At 72.7% G+C, this 20,699-nt stretch carries 20 protein-coding genes and 1 pseudogene; 15 read left to right on the top strand and 6 right to left on the bottom strand.

Annotated features, from left to right (window positions below):
• Positions 1-754: 754 nt before the first annotated feature.
• Positions 755-1,102, bottom strand: coding sequence for a hypothetical protein (locus IEY93_RS25745; protein WP_189165698.1), 348 nt, complete (start codon positions 1,100-1,102; stop codon positions 755-757).
• Between the two features lie 401 nt (positions 1,103-1,503).
• Between IEY93_RS25745 and IEY93_RS39820 the strand changes: the two genes are divergently transcribed.
• Positions 1,504-2,172: an ATP-binding protein gene (locus tag IEY93_RS39820; protein ID WP_373291503.1), complete on the top strand. Its 669-nt coding sequence runs from the start codon at positions 1,504-1,506 to the stop codon at positions 2,170-2,172.
• Here IEY93_RS39820 and IEY93_RS25735 read toward each other — a convergent pair.
• From IEY93_RS25735 to IEY93_RS25725, 3 genes are all read right to left on the bottom strand, one after another.
• Positions 2,084-2,407, bottom strand: a complete 324-nt coding sequence (locus IEY93_RS25735; protein WP_189165696.1) for a cold-shock protein — start codon at positions 2,405-2,407, stop codon at positions 2,084-2,086. The two genes, IEY93_RS39820 and IEY93_RS25735, sit on opposite strands and share 89 nt — an antisense overlap.
• 75 nt (positions 2,408-2,482) lie before the next feature.
• Entirely contained in the window at positions 2,483-3,088 is a 606-nt protein-coding gene (locus IEY93_RS25730; RefSeq protein WP_189165695.1) for an RloB family protein, read from the bottom strand.
• Complete coding sequence (locus tag IEY93_RS25725; RefSeq protein WP_189165694.1) at positions 3,048-4,343, bottom strand: AAA family ATPase; 1,296 nt, start codon at positions 4,341-4,343, stop codon at positions 3,048-3,050. The genes IEY93_RS25730 and IEY93_RS25725 overlap by 41 nt, the downstream gene beginning before the upstream one ends.
• Before the next feature lie 260 nt (positions 4,344-4,603).
• Here IEY93_RS25725 and IEY93_RS25720 point away from each other — a divergent pair, with 260 nt between their 5' ends.
• Positions 4,604-5,170, top strand: coding sequence for a hypothetical protein (locus IEY93_RS25720; RefSeq protein ID WP_189165693.1), 567 nt, complete (start codon positions 4,604-4,606; stop codon positions 5,168-5,170).
• A 123-nt stretch (positions 5,171-5,293) separates the two neighbouring features.
• Here the strand turns inward: IEY93_RS25720 and IEY93_RS25715 are convergent, their stop codons facing one another.
• Entirely contained in the window at positions 5,294-6,313 is a 1,020-nt protein-coding gene (locus IEY93_RS25715) for an alcohol dehydrogenase catalytic domain-containing protein (protein WP_229691469.1), read from the bottom strand.
• Positions 6,310-7,146, bottom strand: coding sequence for a DUF4184 family protein (locus IEY93_RS25710; protein WP_268241584.1), 837 nt, complete (start codon positions 7,144-7,146; stop codon positions 6,310-6,312). Before IEY93_RS25710 ends, IEY93_RS25715 begins: the two co-directional genes overlap by 4 nt.
• 385 nt (positions 7,147-7,531) lie before the next feature.
• Between IEY93_RS25710 and IEY93_RS25705 the strand changes: the two genes are divergently transcribed.
• The 13 genes and pseudogenes from IEY93_RS25705 to IEY93_RS38610 form a co-directional block, all read left to right on the top strand.
• A complete protein-coding gene (locus IEY93_RS25705; RefSeq protein ID WP_189165691.1) occupies positions 7,532-8,179 on the top strand; it encodes a DUF6879 family protein in 648 nt (215 codons plus the stop codon).
• 239 nt (positions 8,180-8,418) lie between these two features.
• Positions 8,419-8,745, top strand: coding sequence for a hypothetical protein (locus IEY93_RS25700; RefSeq protein WP_189165690.1), 327 nt, complete (start codon positions 8,419-8,421; stop codon positions 8,743-8,745).
• A 371-nt stretch (positions 8,746-9,116) separates the two neighbouring features.
• A complete protein-coding gene (locus IEY93_RS25695) occupies positions 9,117-9,530 on the top strand; it encodes a hypothetical protein (RefSeq protein ID WP_189165689.1) in 414 nt (137 codons plus the stop codon).
• Positions 9,531-9,967: 437 nt separating this feature from the next.
• Positions 9,968-11,605: a carbamoyltransferase family protein gene (locus IEY93_RS25690; protein WP_189165688.1), complete on the top strand. Its 1,638-nt coding sequence runs from the start codon at positions 9,968-9,970 to the stop codon at positions 11,603-11,605.
• Positions 11,605-12,561, top strand: a complete 957-nt coding sequence (locus IEY93_RS25685; protein ID WP_189165687.1) for a glycosyltransferase family 2 protein — start codon at positions 11,605-11,607, stop codon at positions 12,559-12,561. Before IEY93_RS25690 ends, IEY93_RS25685 begins: the two co-directional genes overlap by 1 nt.
• A 14-nt stretch (positions 12,562-12,575) precedes the next feature.
• On the top strand, positions 12,576-13,712 hold the full coding sequence (locus IEY93_RS25680) for a glycosyltransferase family 9 protein (RefSeq protein ID WP_189165686.1): 1,137 nt from the start codon (positions 12,576-12,578) through the stop codon (positions 13,710-13,712).
• On the top strand, positions 13,709-15,031 hold the full coding sequence (locus IEY93_RS25675) for a glycosyltransferase (RefSeq protein WP_189165685.1): 1,323 nt from the start codon (positions 13,709-13,711) through the stop codon (positions 15,029-15,031). The genes IEY93_RS25680 and IEY93_RS25675 overlap by 4 nt, the downstream gene beginning before the upstream one ends.
• 5 nt (positions 15,032-15,036) lie before the next feature.
• Positions 15,037-15,720: a D-sedoheptulose-7-phosphate isomerase gene (locus tag IEY93_RS25670; protein ID WP_189165684.1), complete on the top strand. Its 684-nt coding sequence runs from the start codon at positions 15,037-15,039 to the stop codon at positions 15,718-15,720.
• On the top strand, positions 15,717-17,090 hold the full coding sequence (gene rfaE2, locus IEY93_RS25665; RefSeq protein WP_189165683.1) for a D-glycero-beta-D-manno-heptose 1-phosphate adenylyltransferase: 1,374 nt from the start codon (positions 15,717-15,719) through the stop codon (positions 17,088-17,090). The genes IEY93_RS25670 and rfaE2 overlap by 4 nt, the downstream gene beginning before the upstream one ends.
• Positions 17,091-17,187: 97 nt before the next feature.
• Entirely contained in the window at positions 17,188-17,868 is a 681-nt protein-coding gene (locus IEY93_RS25660) for an SDR family oxidoreductase (RefSeq protein WP_189165682.1), read from the top strand.
• Positions 17,859-18,923: a glycosyltransferase family 9 protein gene (locus tag IEY93_RS25655; protein ID WP_189165681.1), complete on the top strand. Its 1,065-nt coding sequence runs from the start codon at positions 17,859-17,861 to the stop codon at positions 18,921-18,923. Before IEY93_RS25660 ends, IEY93_RS25655 begins: the two co-directional genes overlap by 10 nt.
• On the top strand, positions 18,920-19,888 hold the full coding sequence (locus IEY93_RS25650) for a UDP-glucuronic acid decarboxylase family protein (RefSeq protein ID WP_189165680.1): 969 nt from the start codon (positions 18,920-18,922) through the stop codon (positions 19,886-19,888). Before IEY93_RS25655 ends, IEY93_RS25650 begins: the two co-directional genes overlap by 4 nt.
• A gap of 262 nt (positions 19,889-20,150) precedes the next feature.
• Positions 20,151-20,519 (top strand): annotated as a pseudogene (locus IEY93_RS38610) (cellulose binding domain-containing protein); the annotation flags it as partial.
• Positions 20,520-20,699 lie beyond the last annotated feature (180 nt).

Here is a 20,699-nt window from a genome sequence, read left to right as displayed (position 1 = left end):
AGCGATACACCCTTGGCACGATGCCGCCACGAAGTGTCGCCACAGTGTGCCCTGACTTCCGCTGCACAAGCTAGCAATCGAGCGCCACTCTGTGAAGGGCAACGAGAAACATCGGATTCTCTCTTCGCGCCGTTCAAACACGTACGTCAGCGCGATGACGCGAGCCCTACGGAAATCGTCAGATATGTCCAATTAAGGCTAGGAAACTTGAAGATCACCATCCGGCTTTCCTCTATCTCGACGGATAGACGACCTACCGGCAGGGCACGGCTTTGTCGCTCATCGGCAAGCCATGCCCGGGATCCATGCAACGGGACGGGTGAGTGGTTGCCCACTGTATGACGGCGCCGGATTCGCCGACCCACGTCCCGTCGTACCGGCGCCGCAGAACAACGCCCCAGCGCGAGACGAAGACATCCCGCCGGAACCGAGACACACGGCTCGCCGAGGGCGAGCCGAGCAGCACGGCCACGCCGCTCGAACAACGCCCAGCGTGAGACGAAGACACCCATCTGAACCCACAACACCTCAGCTCAACGGTGGGGCCCGAACAGCGCGACCACGCCGCTCGAACAACATCCACCACGCGAGAAGAAGACACTCACCCGAGCCCTGGGACGCCCGGGTCAGCGTGGGGGATCCGAACGCAGTCACCCGTACATGAAGCGGGGCCTGCCACGGCAGTGCACGCCGGGCAAGCCCCTTGACCGGACGATGGAGGTCCGATCCGATGCAGAACCCTAGTCGAGGATGCTCACAGAGCAGGGGAGTCCGGGCGATCCGCGTGCGCTGGCATGCCGATGAGCCGCCGATGCCGCTCGGCTGCCGGTGGTGCGGGCACCCGCCGTACGCGCACGAGGCGGCGAGCCTTCCGCACCGTCCGCGCCACGAGTGGGAACAGCCCACCGCCGCCCAGGTCCAGGCCCGGATGGCCGCACGACGGCGTCTCGGCCTGTCCGGCCCACCAGTCCCCCTGCGGCCGGTGCGCCTTGCCGAGGACACGGTGCCGCGCGTTCCGCTCCAGCAGGCCGCCGGCGGTCGCCTCAGTGCTGCCGTGCGCGGCGCGCCCGTCCCGCACGCGCACGGCACCGCCACCGGCCAACCTGGGACTCCTGGGCGGCACCAGCGGGCGGAACCGCCGGGCACGGCGGGCGGGGGCGCGTTCGTGCGGCGGCAGCCTGCGGTCATGCCGGGCACGCCGGGCACGCGGGACACGCGGGGTGGACGGCATCGGCGGCGCACGGAGGTGGAGGCGTGAGCCAGGAGGCGAACCCCTTGGCACCGGCGCGCGGCCGGCACCGGGCAGGAGTGACGCCCGTTCCCGTCCGTTCACGGCGCTGGGATGCAGCGGAGCGGGCGGCCGCACAGCAGTTGGACCAGTTGGAACCGGCCTGGGCGATCTGGTACGGCGTGGGCTCCCGGCGGTTCTACGCCGTCGCCACCTGGCCGCTGCCTGCTCCCCTGATCCTGCGGGCGGGCACCGCCGGCGAACTGCGCGACCTGATGCGCGAGGCGGAACGAGCCGTCCTGTACGGGCCGGTCCCTGACGGCTCCACCACTCCAGCGGCGGCCGATCGCGCCAGCCGCTCAACCCACCCGGCTCTCGCGAGCCGTCCGACACCCCACGGAGCACCGATGCCAACGACGCAGGACGGCGGTCTGCGTACCGCCTGCTGGGACCTGACCGACGACCTTTCGATGATCGGCAAGGCGCGCCACACGGTCAAGGAGACCCTCACCGTCTGGGAGCTGCCCGGACTCGCCGACGACGTCGTCCTCGCCGTCGGGGAATTGCTCGCGAACGCCGTCTCCTACGGCGAGCCCCCGGTGCGGCTGTCCCTGTGGCTCGGTACCGCCGCCCTGTGCGTCCGCGTCACCGACCACGGCCCCGAGCTGCCCCGGCCACCTGGATCTCGACCTCGAAGCCGTCCACGGCCGCGGCCTCGCCATCATCGACGCTCTCGCCGACGACACCGGCGTCATCCCCCTGCCCGACGGCAAGGGCAAGACGGTCTGGTGCCGCTGGCACCTGACCGCCCCGGTGACGGGCACCGTTCAGCCCGGCTGACGCGCACCACCGCGCCTACTGATCGAAATCGAGCCGCAGGTGACTGGAGAACCCGCCTCCGCCGTCACGACGCCCGCCGGCCGCGCCCGGCGGGCCTGGCCTGACGTCATCTCCGGTGAATACCTCGATCGTCCGGAAGTCGAAGCCGTCCTGCCGCGCGCGCTCCCAGGTGAACCGGACCGCCTGCCCTGGCGTGAGCGATCGGTATCCCTTTGCCACGATCATGGAGTAGTGGACGAAGACGTCGCCGGGAAGTTCGGCGGACCGGAGATACCCCCAACCCTCCTCACCACTCCACTCGACCACCACACCGCTGACGACCTCACCAGGCTCGCCCATCTGGATCTCCCCACCCATCGGTCACGACGGCGCTCCGGAGCCGCGACCACAAGGTGACCGACCCGGCATCCACCGTCAGTTGGACGCCGATCCGCGGCGCAGACTTTCGACCAGTCGCCAGACGCTGGTCGAAGGGTTCTTCAGCGGATCGTCGTCATCGGGGTGCAGCCTACGGGCCCGCCGGCAGGCGTCTTCTACGCCCGTCACGAAGTCGGCGAACTTCGTCGTACCTTCGCTCCAGGTGGGAACGACGTCCTGGAGCAGCTTTTTGGCGCTCTCCGCGGACTGGAATGGTTTCGCGTGGTCGACGTGGTGCAGGAGTAGCCACAACTCGAAGCACGGAGTCGACAGCCCAAGGCGGACTCCGCTGTTCTCCGCCTCCCGCAGCATCTCGCTCGTCAGCGATCGGTCGAGTTCGGTGTCCACCACACACCAGACGGCGTCGTATTCGTCCGACACCCGATCGCCGGCTTCCCGCACGACGGCTCGATGGCCGCCCTTCGGGATGTCGACGTCCAGGTGCGGACCGCGTCGTGACCGCATGCCGGCGAAGTAGTCCCGCTCGGTCTTCCCCTCGCACAGGATCAGGAAGCTGGAACGTTCCTCCCGTACTCCGCGCCTGTTCCGCTTCAGATCGGTCTCAGGGCTGACCTTCCTGGTCCGGCGCTCCCGAGGAGTCATCGTCCCCTTCCCCACGCGTCGCCAAAGCCGCGGCAAAGAGATCGTCAGTGACGATCGGGACAGCACCATAGCGCCCGGCGAGGTATCTGCGTGCGCGGTTCTCGTCCCGGCGGGGCTTGAATTCCGACAGCGGGAACAATTCGGTCTCGCCGTATTCGTTCTTTTCGGTGAACCAGATGTGATCCCGGTGCAGTACTTCCTCACCCTGAATGCGGCCGAGCAACGTCGCGTCATGGCTGGTGAAGACAAGCTGAGCACCGCGCGGATTGGTGGCGGGGTCGCTGAACAACCGGATGAGCTGCGCCGACAGGTAAGGATGCAGACTCGAGTCCAGCTCGTCCACAATGAGAGGAACTCCCCGATCCAGTGCTCGAAAGACCGGAATGCCGATCTCGTAGAGCGCGCGCGTCCCGAGCGACTGGTCGTGCAGTCTCAGGGAGAAAGTGCTCCCTTCGCCGCGATGCCGGAAAACCAGATACTTACGCGGCATGCCTCGATAACCGTCGGCGCTCTTGACGTTGCCGGACCTCTTGGCGAACTCGGCCGGAGTCTCCTCGACCAGTTCCGCCGACTCGATGCCGGTGTCCGCGGCCCGCAGCAGCCTCGTCAGCCGCTCCAGATAGCCCCGGCGATCGACCGCTCCCGTCATGGCGGCATCGTCGGAAAAACGGCCGGCGGCGAGAGAGCGGTCGAGAAGGCCGGCGAACCAGTCGTAGACCGGGCGGACGACCATCTGCTTCGATCTGGCCGCCACGGACAGGTAGAGGACGTTCGACGCCGTGATGTCCCCCACCTGCCGCATGGAGTGCGGAGAGTGCTCTCCATACGAGTATTCGTCCAGCTTCCGGTGGAAAACGGTGCGCTTGACCTTGTGTGGATAGCTGTACATCCACTCCTCGACCACCTGGGCGTCATTCACCGACAGCCCATAGGTGTACTGAACACCACCGAGAAGCAGATCGACCACATATGTGGAGGGCTCGTCATGTGCGGCGGCGTCCGCCGCGAAGGGATGACGCCGGATCCCCGCGTCCGGTTCGCTCTCCCGGAGGGAGCCCTGCACCAGGTTCCGCATGTAGAGCATGGCGTCGAGGACGTTGGACTTGCCTGAGGCGTTGGGGCCGAAGATGCCTATCACCGGAACGGCTTCCCAGCCGGCGCCGGGCGGGCCGTCAGCGGTGTAACTGGGCGTGAGCAGCAACTGTTGCTCACCGCGAAGCGAGCGATGGTTGGCTACGCGGAAACTCAGCAACATCGGGCCGCCGCCCCCTCTCACACCCGGCTTCTACCCTCGTCTTCGTAGAGAAATCACCTGAACGGGCGTTGGTAACTGTACGGGATCACCGATGCGGTGAACCGGCGGGCCGCCTATTTATTCGCGATGGTTTCATATTGATGAATCCGACAAAACGCCCATTCGCTGCTGAATATCACAGCACGGCGCATCGGTCTCGCTCCATGCCGGCCGGCGGAGCCGCGGCGGGCTTGGTGGCCGGCGCGGCGACCTTTGTCCTCATGCCCTTCGAACGGGTCATGCCGCCGCTGGCCGACGGCCTGCCGGATCGGGCTCTGTGGCCGTCGGTGATCCTCGTCGCGGTCCTGGCGGCCACGGTCTTCGTGGCCGTGTGGCGCACCGGGGAGCCCGCGCAGGGGTTCGTGGCCCTGTTGTGCGCGGGCGCCGTCGGCTGTGCGGTCATCGCCGCCCTTGGTGACGCGGCGTGGCTGCTGTTCCCCGACCGGATGCCGGACATCGTCCCGCTCAACGCGGGGCCGCCGCCGGTGCGGCACGCGCTCAGCCGCATGGAGGCGCAAGACGCCTATGTCGCGGCCATCGTGTGGGGCGGCCTGCTCGTCGCCGTGCTGGCGGCGGTGATCCGCCCCGTGACACGACGGCGGACGGCCGCGCTGCGCACGCTGACGTTCGCCTTCGCCGCGCTCACCAGCGTCGCCGCGGCGGCGGGGGGCAAGTCGGAGGCCGTCCTCGCCGCGCTGGCGGCCATTGTGTGCGGCATGCTCACGCCGGCCACGGCCGCCAGGGCAGGCCTGCCGGATCGGCCGGCGAGCACCGCGGCCGGCGACTGATGCCACGGGTGGGCGTGGCCGCCTTGCCGGGGTGCGGTGCAGCGCTGGTGCGGTCGCCGCGGCCACCAGGAGGGTCCGCGGCGACCGTCCGCTCGTGCGGGCCGTGCCAGGTGAGCTCGCCGTTCAGTACTGGATCACGGCGCGGAAGCGGAGTTCGCCGTTGCGCAGCTTCTGGTAGGCGTCGCCGATCTTCTCCTTCGGGAACACCTCGATCATCGGCGTCACGTCGCCGCGCGCGACGATCTCCAACGCCTCGGCGAGGAACTCCGGCCCGTTGTGCGCCGAGCCGATGACCTGGTAACTGTGGCTCGTGATGGCGAGGGCCGGCAGCGGGAACGCGTCGTCGGCCGAGATGCCCATGAGGATGATCTTTCCCCATGGGCGCAGGCCCTTGAGGGCGTCGATCGCGGGCCCGTGCGACGGCGCGGTGTGCAGCAGGGCGTCGGCGCCGCCGACGGCCTTGAGCCCTGCGCCGTCGGACACGACCTCGTCGGCGCCGAGTTCCCGGGCCAGGGCGTGCTTCTCCTCCGAGTGGGTGATCGCGATGACGCGGTAGCCCGCCGCCTTCGCGAACTGGACTCCCAGGTGCCCCACGCCGCCGATGCCCACCACGGCGATGCTCCCGCCCGGCTGCACGGCGGCCCGGCGCAGCGCGGCCCAGACCGTGTAGCCCGCGCACACCGTGGGCGCGGCCATCTCGTACGAGATGCCGTCGGGCAGCAGGACCGTGCCCAGTTCGTCGACCGCGACGTACTCGGCCTGGCCACCGTCGACGTTCACGCCGGTCAGTACGGGGGCCACACAGTTGTTGGCCGTGACGAAGCTGTACGGGTGGTGCTCCCGGCAGAACTCGCATCGCCCGCAGGCCTTCTGCGTGATCGGCAGCCCGACCCGGTCGCCGACCTTGCGGGTCATCACGCCCTCGCCGACGGCGACGATCTCGCCGACTCCTTCGTGCCCGGTGATCAGGGGGAAGGGGCGCATGTTCAGGACGCCCTCGGCGAGCAGGGAGTCGGTGTAGCAGATGCCGCACGCGTGGATCTTGACGAGGACCTGGTGCGGCCCCGCCTCGGGCATCGGCACGTCCCGCAGTTCCCACGGAGCGTGCACCTCGGGAACGACTCCGGCCTTCATCAGCTTCATATCCCACTCCTCCGCAATGCTTTTGGCAGAGCGAAGCTATCCAGCGGCACTGGAGCACCAGTGGATGAAAAGTTGATTAGTGCCGGGCACTCGCCGGCCGCGTACAGGTGCCAGGCCGGCACGTATCCACCCAGTACGGCGCCGGCGCCGGTGATGCCGCCGAGGAGGACCGCACGCACCAGGTCGTAGACACCGGCCGCGGCGCCGTCCCCGGTGCCGAGCAGGACGGCTCCGGCCACGGCGCCGGCGGCGGCCGCCCCGAACACCATGCGACGCGAACGGCGTGACAGGCCCGGCCACGGTCCCGGACGCACCGGGGCGTGCCGGTACCACCGGGCGAGCGCGCCGGCGAGGACGACGAGCCCCGCCAGCGAGCTCACGTACATGACCACGTTGAACACCCGGTGGACTCCCGCCACCGGCAGGCGCATCACCGGCCAGTGGGTCACGACGGCGCCGTCCACGTGGGTGAAGGCGTCCCATGCCAGGTGCGTCGCCGTCCCGGTGAGAATCGCGGCGCCCATCACAACACCGGCGGCCATCCACGTCGGCGCGCCGGCTCCCGCCGTCCGGGAGGCCAGGCCGGGCAGTCGCGCTCTGAGACGGTCAGGGGCCAGAGCGGTGAGCGGAGCCCGCAGCAGCAGGTGGAAGAGGGCGAGCACCCCGAACCCCGCGAGCAGATCGGCCGCCCAGCCGGTGCGCCAGTCGTGCGTGGTCACCCCGGAGAACGGCAGCGGCACGTAGTACGGCAGATCGGGCACCATCGCCCCGATGACCAGCCCGGACGTCGGCATCCACCGCCGGAGCGGCAACACCGCGATCACATGACTCACCGTGAAGGGCACCCCTGATTGTCGCCCATATTCGATCACCGGAAATGCGATTGCCGAAACCGCCGCATTATTCGGGCCGATATTCCAGGCCGGTCCGTACGGGAATCATGGAACGATATCGCGTCGCACATGGTGACCCCGGATGGCAGGATGGGGATTATCCACATGTCCTTTCCCCACGTAGAAAGGCACCACATGGACGAGCAGAAGTACGAAGACGAGGCCGCCGAGGTCGTGGAGATCAAGATCCGTCCTCTGGATCGGCTGGAGACCACCGCGGTCAGCAACTCCACCGGCAACTGACGCACCAAGGCGGGCGGGCTCCGCGAGCCCGCCCGCACGTCGATCCGGTGAGGGCCATGAGGGTGATCGACCGAGGAGAGCCATGAGGAACGTGGACGGGCTCCGCCATGCCGGGGTGACCCTGGCGGTGGAGGAGTACAACCAGGAGTTCGGCAGGGCGTTCGAGACGGCCGTGGGACCGTTGTGGAAACTGGAGCGGGCGCAGACGTTCTACGAGCCGGACGTGGCGAGCTGGCGGGCCATGATGGACGGCGACTGGGACAGGGCCCTGGCACTCGGGAACGAGATGGGCCGGGCGCTGAGAGACTTCTACCGGACCCGCCCCGCCTTCCAGCGCGTGCGGATCGTCGAGCGGGCCGTCACGCCGTACCTTCAGTGGGAGATGCACATCCTGGCGGCCCGGGCCGGCGCCGGTGAGCAGGTCAGGGTCGTGCCCGCCGAGTCCGTGCGCGAGTGGGAGCCGCTTCCCGAGCTGCTGATCCTTTCGGAATCGCTGATGTACGAGGTGCTGTACGACGAGATCGGCGGCCACGCCGGCGGGCGGCGGGTCACCGACCCCGCCGTGATCGGACCGTGGCTGGCCTTGCTGCGCGATCTGTGGGACCGCGGCGAGGAGCTGCTCGCCTACCACGAACGCGAGATCGCGCCGCTGCCGCCGCCGCGCGTCACCGACGAGATGCGCCACGCCGTCCCCGACTACAGCACCCGCACGGAGACCTTCAAAGGCTGACCCACCCTCCTGCGACCGGCCGCCAGATCACGGCGCGACCCGCCGGTGCCCCTGCGGGGATCATCCGTATGCGGTATCGAGGCGGCCGGTCCTCGCACCCGCGGCCGTGGATCCGGTGAACGCCCGGCGAACGACCGCCCCGCGCCGTGGTCACTGGCGCGCGTGGGGGCGGTGGGTCGGTTATGGTCGGCCTTATGGGGCGATCGTGGCGAGCCGCACGTCGGTCCACCTCCGGGTCCATGGTGGTGGGCCTGCTGCTGTTCGCCCTTCTGCTGGTCGCCTCGGCCCCGGCGTGGTACGGCGGCGACCCCGATGAGCGGCACGTCAACGTGGCCACCGAGCTGTGGGCTCCGGCGTGGGCCGAGCAGTCGTCGACCGCTCCGTCCATGTCGGCCAGGACCCCGGAGCACCCGCCGAGCCGCGTCCCGTTCGCCGCGCCGCCCGTCGCCGACCAGGCGGGCCGGCAACTGCCGCTCTGGCACGCTTGGCACGATCCGGCAGCCGGGTTCACTCCGCAGGACGCCGCCCGCAGGCCCGTGGGCTCTCGCAGCCCGCCGAGTGCCTGACCAGGCTCCCGCGACCACGACCGTTCGAGACGCCCGTGAACGCTGCCGTGACGCCTGAGCCGGCCATCGCCGGACGCTGAGGCGGTTCCCCGGCCGGTCGTCGCGGCGGCCGCCTTCGTGATCCGTGGCACCGTTCGCGCGAGCCGTTCTTCGCCGTCCCTTCCAGCACCGCCGGTGCGTGCGCACCATCGCGGCCCTTGTGGCCTGCCGTGCGCGCTCACGTCCCCCGTGACCCGGCGGTGTGGCCCGGTGACGGGGGCCGTTCGGCTCCGCGTCACGTTCGTGGACCCCGGCGACGCGAGCGGGGTCCCGGCGTACGGGTCAGGTCCTCCCGTCCAGACGAAAGCCGAAGTCAGGAGTCGATCGACGTCATGGCGGACATCCAGTCGGTACACACCCTCATGCAGGACTACCAGCGGCACATCACGCATCTCGATCGGTTGCGCGCAATGCTGGAGGAGCGGCTCGAAGCGGCGGAGGCCGAGCTCGGCCGGCTCGGCGAACGGCCGGCCGCACCGGACCCGGCCGCGCACCGGCGGACGGCGGCACACGTCCGGGCGACCATCGCCAAGCTCCGCGCGGCGATGGCGCGGCTGGACCGCGGGCTGTACGGCACGTGCCGGCGATGCGGCGGGTTCATTCCTCTCGACCAGCTTGTGGACGCCCTGGACGTCCTGGAGTGCGCGCCCTGCCGGGAGAGCCACCGGGACCAGGGCCCGCCCATCGGGCCGAAGACGCGACGGGTCGTCATCCCCGAACAGGGCGGACGTGCCGTCCTGGACTGAGCGACCGGCACCCGGGGCGAAAGCACCCGGAGGAGGCCATCCGGAAGTGCTGACGATGACGGACCGGCAGGACGAGGGGGTGTGCCACGCAGTGCAGGAGTGCAGGCATATCCCGCTCGCCTGTAGGCGGACACACGGTTGAGCACACGGCGGCGCCGGCTCCTGCGGGCCGGTGTCCGCCGCCGGTGACGGGCGGGCGGCTCGCCGGTTCGAGGCGGCGCGGACCGTGAGATCGGGGGCTGCGCGGACCCTCGTTCGAGCCGGCGTGGACCCCAAGATCAGGTCCGGTGCTGCCAGGTGACCAATGCGGGAATTTGGCTACAGATAGTGACGAAGTTCAAGATTCGCATCTTTCTACCTCGACGTATACGCAAAGCCGCGTTTGACCACCGCTTCGCTCGGTAACCAGACCACCGCGGCCCTACGGAGGTATGCCGATGCGGTTTCTGGGGATCAACGCCATATTTCATGATCCGGCGGCGGCCTTGGTCGTGGACGGCAAGGTGGTGGCCGCGGCGGAGGAGGAGCGGTTCAGCCGCCGCAAACACGGCAAACGGCCGGTGCCGTTCTCGGCCTGGGAACTGCCCGAGCAGGCCGCCGCCTGGTGCCTGGCCCAGGCCGGGCTGCGGCCCGAGGACCTGGACGCGGTCGCCTACTCCTACGACCCCGCGCTGGTCGTCCCGGACGGACCGGGACAGGACCCGCGCTGGGAACCGATGCGCACCACCTACGCCGAGCGCGCCCCGCACTTCCTGGCCTCCGCACTGCCCGGCCTGGACCCGGCCCAGGTCCGCTTCGTCCCCCACCACGTCGCGCACGCCGCGTCCGCCGGACTGGCCGCCCCCTGGCGCGACTCGGCCGTGCTGGTCTGCGACGGCCGCGGCGAGGCCGACTCCCACCTGGCCGGCCACTACACCGATGGCGAACTCACCATCCTGGCCGCCCAGTCCCTGCCCCACTCGCTGGGCCTGCTGTACGAGGACCTGACCGCCCACCTGGGCTTCACCCGCTCCAGCGACGAGTACAAGGTCATGGCCATGGCGTCCTACGGCACCCCCCGCCACCTGGAGGAACTGCGCCAGTACCTGCACACCACCGGCGACGGCGGCTTCCGCACCGAACCGGTCGACTTCGCGCAGTACGCCAAACCGCTGCGCCCGGGTGAGGACTGGAGCGCCGACCACGCCGACCTGGCCGCCAGTGTCCAGGCCCGCCTGGAGGAGATCCTGGTGGAACTGGCCACCTGGCTGCACCACGCCAGCGGGAAGACCCGGCTGACCATGGCCGGCGGGGTCGCGCTCAACTGTGTCGCCAACACCCGCATCGCCGCCGAGACCCCGTTCGAGGAGGTGTGGGTCCAGCCGGCCGCCGGAGACGCCGGCACCGCACTGGGCGGCGCCCTGCACCTGGCCCGCGGCCACCACGAGCCCATCGCCCCCATGCCCGGCGCCGCCCTCGGCCGCTGCTGGACCGACGACGAACTCGCGGCCTGCCTCGCCACCGCGGCCGTCCCGCACACCCGCCCCGCCAACCTGGCCGCGACCATCGCCGCCGACCTGGCCGCCGACCGGATCGTCGCCTGGTTCCAGGGGCGCGCCGAGTACGGCCCCCGCGCCCTGGGCCACCGCTCCCTGCTCGCCCACCCGGGCAACCCGGCGAACACCGAACGCCTCAACACCGTCAAAGGCCGCGAACAGTTCCGGCCCATCGCCCCCATGGTCCTGGCCGGCCGTGCCCCGGCCATCTTCACCCGCGGCCCGCACCCCAGCCCCTACATGCTGTTCGTCCACGACGTGCACCCCGCCTGGCGCGACCGCATCCCCGCCGTCGTCCACACCGACCACACCGCCCGCGTCCAGACCATCGACCCCGTCACCGAACCCCTGCTCGCCGCCCTGCTCACCGAGTTCGAGACCCGCACCGGCCTGCCCGTACTGGTCAACACCAGCCTCAACACCGCCGGGCGTCCCATGGCCGACCACCCTCGCGACGCCCTGGAATGCTTCGGCTCCGCTCCCATCGACGTCCTGGTCCTCGGCCCCTATGTCATCCGCCGCAACGAGGTGTACGCCTGATGATCACAGTGGTGATCCCCACCATCGGCCGGCGGAGCCTGCAGCAGGTCATCGCCGCGCTGGACGCCGACATGCCCACGATCGTCGTGGACGACCGGCCCCGCTTCTGCCCCGGGCTCAAGGTGCCCGGCCACGTCCAGGTGCTCCGGACCGGCGGGCGCGGGCCCGCCGCCGCCCGCAACGCGGGATGGCGGGCCGCGTCCACCCCCTGGATCGCCTTCCTGGACGACGACGTCGTCCCCCAGCCCGGGTGGCGGGACGCGCTCGCCGCCGACCTCGCCGACCTGCCCGAGGACGTCGCCGGCTCGCAGGGCCGCCTGCGCGTCGAACCGCCGCCGCTGCGGCGGCCCACCGACGCCGAGCGCAACACCGCCGCGCTGGCCGGCGCCGCCTGGGCGACCGCCGACATGGCCTACCGGCGGGCCGCCCTGGAGCGGGTCGGCGGGTTCGACGAGCGGTTCCCGAGGGCCTACCGCGAGGATGCCGACCTGGCGTTGCGGCTGCTCAAAGCGGGATACACGCTCGCGGAAGGGCGGCGGATCACCCTGCACCCGCTCCGCGCGCAAGGTTTCTGGAGCAGCGTCCGGGCGCAGCGCGGCAACGCCGACGACGCGCTCATGCGCTGGCTGCACGGGCCGGGCTGGCGCGCCGCGGTGGACGACGTCCCGGGCAGATTCTCCCGGCACGTGGTCACCACCGCGGCGGGCCTGGTCGCGTGCGCCCTGCTGGCCACGGTGGGACGCCCCGCGCGCACACCGGGCGTCCGCCGGCTGTCGGCCCTCGGTGGCGCGGCCGGGGTGGCCTGGCTCGCGCTCACCGCCGAGTTCGCCTGGGCCCGGCTCGCGCCCGGCCCCCGTACTCCCGAAGAGGTGCTGCGCATGGCCGTGACCAGTGTGATCATCCCTCCGGCGGCCTGTCTGCACCGCCTGCGCGGCGAACTGCGGGCGCGCCGGTGAGCGGGGTGCAGGCCATGGTGGGACGCCGGACCGCGCCGGGCGTGGCGGCCGGCCCCGGCGCGGGCACCGTCCTGGCGGTCCGGCTGGACAACGCCGGGGACGTCCTGCTCGCCGGACCGGCGATCAGGGCCATCGCGGCGTCCGCCCGCGAGGTCGTGCTGCTCACCGGGCCGAACGGCGGCGCGGCGGCGCAACTGCTGCCCGGCGTGCACCGGGTGCTGGAGTGGCGCGCCCCGTGGATCGACCCCGATCCGCCGCCGCTGACCCGGCCGCACGTGGAACGGCTCACCTCGCTGGTGGAGAAGGCCGCCCCCGACCAGGCCGTCATCTTCACCTCCTTCCACCAGTCGTCGCTGCCGCTGGCGCTGCTGCTGCGCCTGGCCGGCGTCCCGCGCATCGCCGCGATCAGCGAGGACTACCCGGGGTCGCTGCTCGACGTGCGGCACGTCGTGGACGAGACCGTGGACGTGCCCGAGGCCGAGCGGATGCTCGCCCTGGCCCGCGCCGCCGGCTTCGCCCCGCCGCCCGGTGACGACGGCGCGCTCGCGGTCCGCCGTCCGCTCCCCTCGGTCGACCAGTTCACCGGCCCGCCCGGGTACGTGGTGGTCCATCCGGGCACCTCCGCCCCGGCCCGTGCCTGGCCCGCCGAGCACCATGCGCGGCTGGTGCGCGATCTCGTCCTGGCCGGCGTCCGGGTGGTGGTCACCGGCGACCCGGACGAGCAGCCGCTGACCGCCCAGGTCGCCGGGGCGTACGGCCTCGACCTCGGCGGGGTGACGACGTTCCCGGAGCTCGCGGCCGTGCTGGCGGGGGCGTCGGTGGTGGTGGCGGCCAACACCGGGCCGGCGCATCTGGCCGCGGCGGTCGGCACGCCGGTGGTCAGCCTGTTCGCCCCGGTGGTGCCCGCGGCCCGCTGGGCGCCGTACCGCGTGCCGGTCGTGCTGCTCGGCGACCAGGAGGCGCCGTGCCGGGGCAGCCGGGCACGCGTCTGCCCGGTGCCGGGTCATCCGTGCCTGACCTCGGTGACCAGCGAGGAGGTCGTGCGCACGGTCCGCGCGCTGGTCGCCGCCCGGGAGGACGGCGCGGGCCCCGGAGGCGCCCGTCTGCCCGTCCGGCCCGGCGTGGCCGGGGTGAAGGAGGGGACGCCATGAAGATCGCCCTGGTGTCCGAGCACGCCGACCCGCTCGCCGCGGTGGGCGGGGTGGACGCGGGCGGCCAGAACGTCCACGTCGCGGGCCTGGCCGCCGCTCTTGCCGCGCTCGGGCACGCGCTGACCGTCTACACCCGCCGATCGTCCCCGGACGAGCCGGTCACGACCGTGATGGCACCAGGGGTGACCGTGGAGCACGTGCCCGCCGGTCCGCCGGAGCCGCTGCCCAAGGACGAGCTTCTGCCGCACATGCCCGCCTTCGCCGCCCATCTCGCGCGGCGCTGGTCGGCCCTGCGGCCCGACGTGGCGCACGCGCACTTCTGGATGAGCGGGCTGGCCGCGCTCACCGCGGCCGAGGAGCTCGGCGTGCCGGTCGTCCAGACCTTCCACGCGCTCGGCACGGTGAAACGGCGCTGGCAGGGCGCGGCCGACACCAGCCCGCCCGAACGGCTCGCCATCGAGCGCGACATCGGCCGCCGGGCCGCCGCCATCGTCGCGACCTGCGCCGACGAGGTGAACGAGCTGGTGGCGATGGGCGTACCTGCCGGGCGGATCACCGTGGTGCCCTGCGGGGTCGATCTCGGCCTCTTCCACCCTCGCACCTCTGCCGTGGCGGACGCACGCGTCCAGGCCGAAGCCGCCCCCGTGACGGGAGACGCCACCGCCACGACCCCGGCCGACGAGGGTGACGGCGCCGCCGCCGAGGCCATCGCCTGGGCCCACACACAAGCGGGAACCGGCGACGGCGCGGCCGGGGCGCGGATCCTCAGCATCGGCAGGCTCGTGCCGCGTAAGGGCGTGGAGACCGTCATCGAGGCACTGGCGCACGTGCCCGGCGCCCACCTGGTCGTCGCGGGCGGCGAGCCGGGGAACGAGGAGTCGGCCCGCCTGCGCGCCCTCGCGGCGGCGGCCGGGCTGGCCTCCCGGGTGCACTTGATCGGCAGCGTGCCGCGCACGGACGTCCCCGCGCTCATGCAGTCGGCTCAGGTGGTCGTCACCGTGCCCTGGTACGAGCCGTTCGGCATGGTGCCGGTCGAGGCCATGGCGTGCGGTGTGCCGGTGGTCGCCTCGGCCGTGGGCGGTCACCTCGACACGGTGTCCGGGTGCGGCATGCTCGTTCCCCCGCGCCGTCCGCGGCTGCTGGCCGAAGCGCTGCGCGAGCTGCTCGCCCGCCCCGAGCTGCGCGGTTCGCTGGCCGCCTCCGGGGTGCGCCGCGCCCGGTCGCGGTACGGCTGGCCGCAGGTCGCCGGCCGGACCGAGACGGTGTACCGCAGCCTGATCGGCGACCACCTGGACCGGCTCGCCGCGGCGGGAGGTTGACACCCATGCACACGAACTTCTCGCGGCTGCGCGCCGCGCTCGCCGCCGTGGACGCCCGCACCCGCACGATCGACGCGTGGGGAAGCACACTCGCCGAGGTACTGGGAGCAGGTGGCAGGCTGCTGGCCTGCGGCAACGGCGGCTCGGCGGCCGAGGCGCAGCACCTGACCGCCGAGCTGGTGGGCCGGTTCCGCGCCGACCGGCGTCCGTACGCGGCGATCGCGCTGCACGCCGACACCTCGGCCACGACGGCGATCGCCAACGACTACGGCGCCGAGGAGGTGTACGCCCGCCAGGTGCGCGCGCACGGCCACCCCGGTGACGTCCTGCTCTGCCTGTCGACCAGCGGGGCCAGCGCGAACGTGGTCGCGGCGGCGGAGGCGGCGCGCGAGTGCGGCCTCACCACCTGGGCCCTCACCGGGCAGGCCCCGAACCCGCTGGCCGCGATGTGCGACGAGGCGGTGGCGGTGCCCTCGCGCGACTGCGCGACCGTGCAGGAGGTCCACCTGGCGGTGGTCCACCTGCTGTGCGACGCCTTCGAGGCCGCGCTCCGGGACACCGGCGGAGCCCCGGCGCGGGCGGCGGCCGACCGGCGCGGCATGTCAGTGGACGGGTTCGGCACACCGTCCTCCGCGGACGGGCGCCGGAGGGCGGCGACGCCAGATGGGTACGAGGGGAGCCTGGGATGAAGGGCGGGCCGATCGTCGTCGTCGGCGACGCACTGCTCGACGTGGACATCGAGGGGGACGCGGACCGGCTCTGCCCGGACGCGCCGGTCCCGGTGGTCCACGGCCGCGTCGAGCACCGGCGGCCCGGGGGCGCGGGGCTCGCGGCGCTGCTCGCCGCGAATGACGGCGCGGAGGTCGTGCTGATCACCGCGATCGGCGAGGACACGCCCGGCGAGCGGCTGCGCGCGCTGCTGTCCGGCTTCGCCGAGGTCGTACGGCTGCCGCTGCGCGGCACCACGTCCCGCAAGACGCGCATCCGGGCCCGCGGCCAGACGCTGCTGCGCCTGGACAGCGGGGACGGCCGGGCCTGGCGGGGCCCCGACGGTGACCGCGCGGCCACGGCGCTGCGCGGTGCGGGAGCGGTGCTGGTGTCCGACTACGGGCGCGGCGCCGCCGACACCGTGCGCGACCTGCTGGGCCGGCGGACGGCCCCGCTGGTGTGGGACCCGCACCCGTCCGGGTTTCCGCCGGTGCCGGGCTGCGCGCTGGTCACGCCGAGCGAGGCGGAGGCGGCCCTGCTGTACGGGCGGCCCGCCGCGGGGGTCGAGCAGGCCGCGCGGCACCTCGTCCGCGAGCTGCACGCCGAGGCGGTCGCGGTCACGCGCGGCATCGACGGCGCCGTCCTGTGCACCCGTGCCGGCCGCGTCCTGCGCGTGCCGCCGCCCGCGCCGATCACCGGGAGCGACACCTGCGGGGCGGGCGACCGGTTCGCCGCCTCCGCTGCGCTGGCGCTGCGGGACGGCGCCTCGGTGCAGGACGCGGTGACCGTGGCGGTCACCGAGGCCACCCACTTCGTCGCCGCCGGCGGCGCCGCGACCCTGCGCCCCGCCGAGCCTCCGCAGGCCGGACGTCCCGGCGCGGTGCTGGACGACCGGCCGCGGACGGCGGTCGAGCTGGCCGCCACCGTGCGCGCCGCGGGCGGCCGGCTGATCGCCACCGGTGGCTGCTTCGACCTGCTGCACGCCGGGCACGTCAGCCTGCTGCGGCAGGCGCGGGCGCTCGGCGACGCGCTGATCGTCTGCGTGAACTCCGACGCGTCGGTGCGGCGCCTCAAGGGGCCCGGCCGCCCGGTCGTGGCCGAACCGGACCGGGTGGAGATCCTGCGGGCGCTCGGCTGCGTCGACGCGGTCGTGGTCTTCGAACAGGACACGCCGTGCCTGCTCATCGACCACCTGCGCCCGGACGTGTGGGTGAAGGGCGGCGACTACACCGGCCAGGAGCTTCCCGAGGCCGAGGCCGTGCGGCGGGCCGGCGGCGAGGTCGTGGTGCTGCCCTCCGTACCGGGTCATTCGACCACCGGTCTGATCCTCGCCGCCCAGGAGGTGGTCTGACCAACCCCGACCTGCTAGATCGTCCGCGCGTCATGGCGCACGGATGATCTAGCGGCCCCCGCGCCCGGAGCGTTTCGACAGCGAGGAGCAGTGCAGCATGGTGGGGAAGATCCTGATCACCGGCGGGGCGTCGGGCCTGGGCCGGGCGACGGCCGCCGCGGTGGCCAAGGCCGGCGGGCGGCCGCTCGTGATCGACGTCAGCGTGCCCGAGGACGGGGTGGACCACGTGGTGGCCGACCTCACCGACCGGGAGCGGACCGAGGCGGCGGTGTGGGAGCTGGCCGAGCGGGCCGGCGGGCTGGACGGCGTGGTGACCGCCGCGGGCATCGACCGGTGCGGGCCGCTGGCGCAGGTGCCCGCCGCCGAATGGGAGCGGGTGATCGCGGTCAACCTGATCGGCACGGCGTCGGTGGTGCGCGCCGCGCTGCCGTACCTGACCCGGTCGGCGGGCCACGTCGTGACCTGCGCCAGCACCCTCGGCCTGCGCGCCGTGAGCGACGCGACGGCGTACTGCGCGGCGAAGTTCGGCGTGGTCGGCTTCACCCGCGCGCTGGCCGCCGAGCTGGCCGGCCGGGTCGGCGTCACGCTGCTCGTGCCGGGCGGCATGCGTACCGCGTTCTTCGACGGCCGGGACGAGCAGTACCGGCCGGGCGCCGACGCCCGGCTCAACCAGCCCGAGGACGTCGCCGCCGCCATCGTGTTCGCGCTCGGCCAGCCCCCCGGATGCGAGGTGCGCGAGCTGGTCGTCTGCCCGTCCACGGAGCCGTCATGGCCGTGAAGCGTCCGGTGGTGCTCGTGCTGCGCGGGCTCGCGCTCGGCGACCTGCTGACGGCCGTTCCCGCGCTGCGCGGGCTGCGGCGCGCCTACCCCGGCCACCGTCTCGTCCTGGCCGCGCCCGCCGCGCTGGCCGGTCTGCTCCCGTCGATCGGCGCGGTCGACGAGCTGCTCGACGTGTCGGGCCCCGGCCCGCTGCCCGCCGACCGGCCGGAGGTGACCTGCCCGGACGTCGCGGTGAACCTGCACGGGCGCGGCCCGCAGAGCATCGCCGCGCTGTCGGGCACCCGACCCGGCCGGCTGCTCACGCACGCCCACCTGGAGTTCCCCTGCCTGGAGGGCCCGCCGTGGCGGCAGAGCATGCACGAGGTGCACCGGTGGTGCGAGTTGCTCGGCTGGTACGGCATCCCCGCCGACCCGGCCGACCTCGCCCTGGACCCGGCCGTTCTGAAGCCGTCCCCTTCCCTCCTGGACCTGGCCGCTCCGGGCCTGGCCACGTCCGGCGCGGCCGGCCTGACCGGCGGCCCGGCGGCCGGGCGCGGCCGGGAAGGGGCCGGAGACGCGGGCGAGAACCGGGACGTGGTGGTGGTGCATCCCGGAGCGGGGGCGCGGGCGCGTCGCTGGCCACCGGAGCGCTTCGCCGAGGTGGCCGCCACACTCGAACAGGCCGGTCACCGCGTCGTCGTCACCGGGAACGCGGCCGAACGCCCGCTCGCCTCCCGGGTCGGCGTACTGGCCGGCCTCCCCCCCGAACAGGTGCTCGCGGGCCGTACCGACCTGCGGAGCCTCGCGCGGCTGGTCGCCGGGGCGCGCCTGGTCGTGTGCGGGGACACCGGCGTCGCGCACCTGGCCACGGCCTTCGCCACCCCCTCGGTGGTGCTGTTCGGCCCGGTGGCCCCGGCCCAGTGGGGGCCACCGCCCACCGGCCGGCACGTGGCGCTGTGGTCCGGAGGACACGGCGACCCGTACGGCGACCGTCCGGACCCCGGCCTGATGGAGATCGGCGTCGTGTCCGTGCTCGACGCCGCCGCGAGCCTGCTGGAGGTGGGGGTCGGATGAGAAGAGGACAACGGGTCGCGGTGACCGGAGGCGCGGGCTTCCTCGGCTCGCACCTGTGCGAGCGGCTGCTGGAGCGCGGTGACACGGTCGTCTGCCTGGACAACTTCCTCACCGGGTCGCCGGAGAACGTGGCGCACCTGATCGGCCGGCCGAGATTCCGGCTGGTGGAGTGCGACACCACCTCCTATGTACACGTGCCGGGCGAGGTGGACCGGGTGCTGCACCTGGCCTCGGCCGCCTCGCCGGTCGACTACCTGCGCCACCCGATCGAGACGCTGAAGGCCGGCAGCATCGGCACCCTGCACGCCCTCGGCCTGGCCCGTGAGAAGAACGCCCGCTTCGTCCTCGCCTCCACCAGCGAGGTGTACGGCGACCCCCTCCAGCACCCCCAGCCCGAGACCTACTGGGGCAACGTCAATCCCATCGGCCCGCGCAGCGTCTACGACGAGGCCAAACGCTTCGCCGAGTCCCTGACCACCGCCTACCGCCACACCCACGCCACCGACACCGCCATCGTCCGCATCTTCAACACCTACGGCCCGCGCATGCGCCCGCACGACGGCCGCGCCATCCCCACCTTCATCCGCCAGGCGCTGACCGGCGAGCCCATCACCGTGGCCGGGGACGGCCGGCAGACCCGTTCGGTCTGCTACGTGGACGACACCGTCACCGGCATCCTCGCCCTCGCCGACAGTGACTTCCCCGGACCGGTCAACATCGGCAATCCCACCGAGCTGTCCATGCTCGAACTGGCCGAGACCATCCGCGACCTGACCGGCTCCTCCTCCCCCATCGCGTTCGTCGACCGCCCGGTGGACGACCCGGGGGTCCGGCGGCCCGACACCACCCTGGCCGCCGAACGGCTCGGCTGGCGCCCTCGCGTCGACGTGACCACCGGGCTGCACCGCACCATCGCCTGGTTCCAGCGCGAACTGGCCATCGCCGAGAGCCGCCCGGCCTCCTGACCGGGCCGTGGAAGTTTCAGTCCGCCCGCCGTTCCCTCAGGGTGGTCACCGGACGATACACGCAGGTGGGCGGACGTCCCTCGCCGCGAAGGCGCTGTGCACGGCGGCGGGCGGCACCGGCGGCCGTGGCGGGCGGGCAGCGCCGGGCCTACCGTCGAGCGGGTCGGATCGCGACGGAAGGTCAGGCCGTCGCGGTCCGCCATCCCCCGCCGTCGAAGTGCTTTGAGGTGCGGCGACGTGCCGCCATGTGTGCCGCCGCGACATGGCCGGACGTGGCGCGCGCGCCTCGGCGCTCCGCACGAGAAGGAGAGTCATGCGCGATTTCCCCAGATCGCCGATCCGCCGCCTGGCCATCATCGCGACCGCCGCGGCCGCGGTGGCCGCCGCGGTGCCGGCCGTCGCGGCGCACGCCGCCCCCGCCTGCCGCGTCGATTACGCCATCTCCAGCCAGTGGGGAGGCGGTTTCGGCGCCAACGTCACCGTGACCAACCTGGGCGACGCCGTCAACGGCTGGCGTCTGGTGTGGAACTACACCGCGGGCCAGCAGGTCACGCAGGCGTGGAACGCCACCGTGACGCAGAGCGGCACCCAGGTGACCGCGGCCGACGTGGGGTACAACGCCGCGCTCGGCACCGGCGCGAGCACGACGTTCGGCTTCAACGCCTCGTGGAACAACTCCGCCAACCCGGCCAACGGACGGTCCGTCCCCCACCCCGACCCCGACACCGTCCCCCACCCCCACGCCCAGCGTCACGCCGACACCGACACCGACGCCCAGCCCCACGCCCACTCCCCGCCCGGCGAACGCCCG

Source organism: Sphaerisporangium melleum (assembly GCF_014646695.1).
Classification (GTDB): Bacteria; Actinomycetota; Actinomycetes; order Streptosporangiales; family Streptosporangiaceae; genus Sphaerisporangium; species Sphaerisporangium melleum.
Note: the sequence above shows the minus strand (reverse complement) of the source record. Positions and strands in the feature narration are given on the sequence as shown.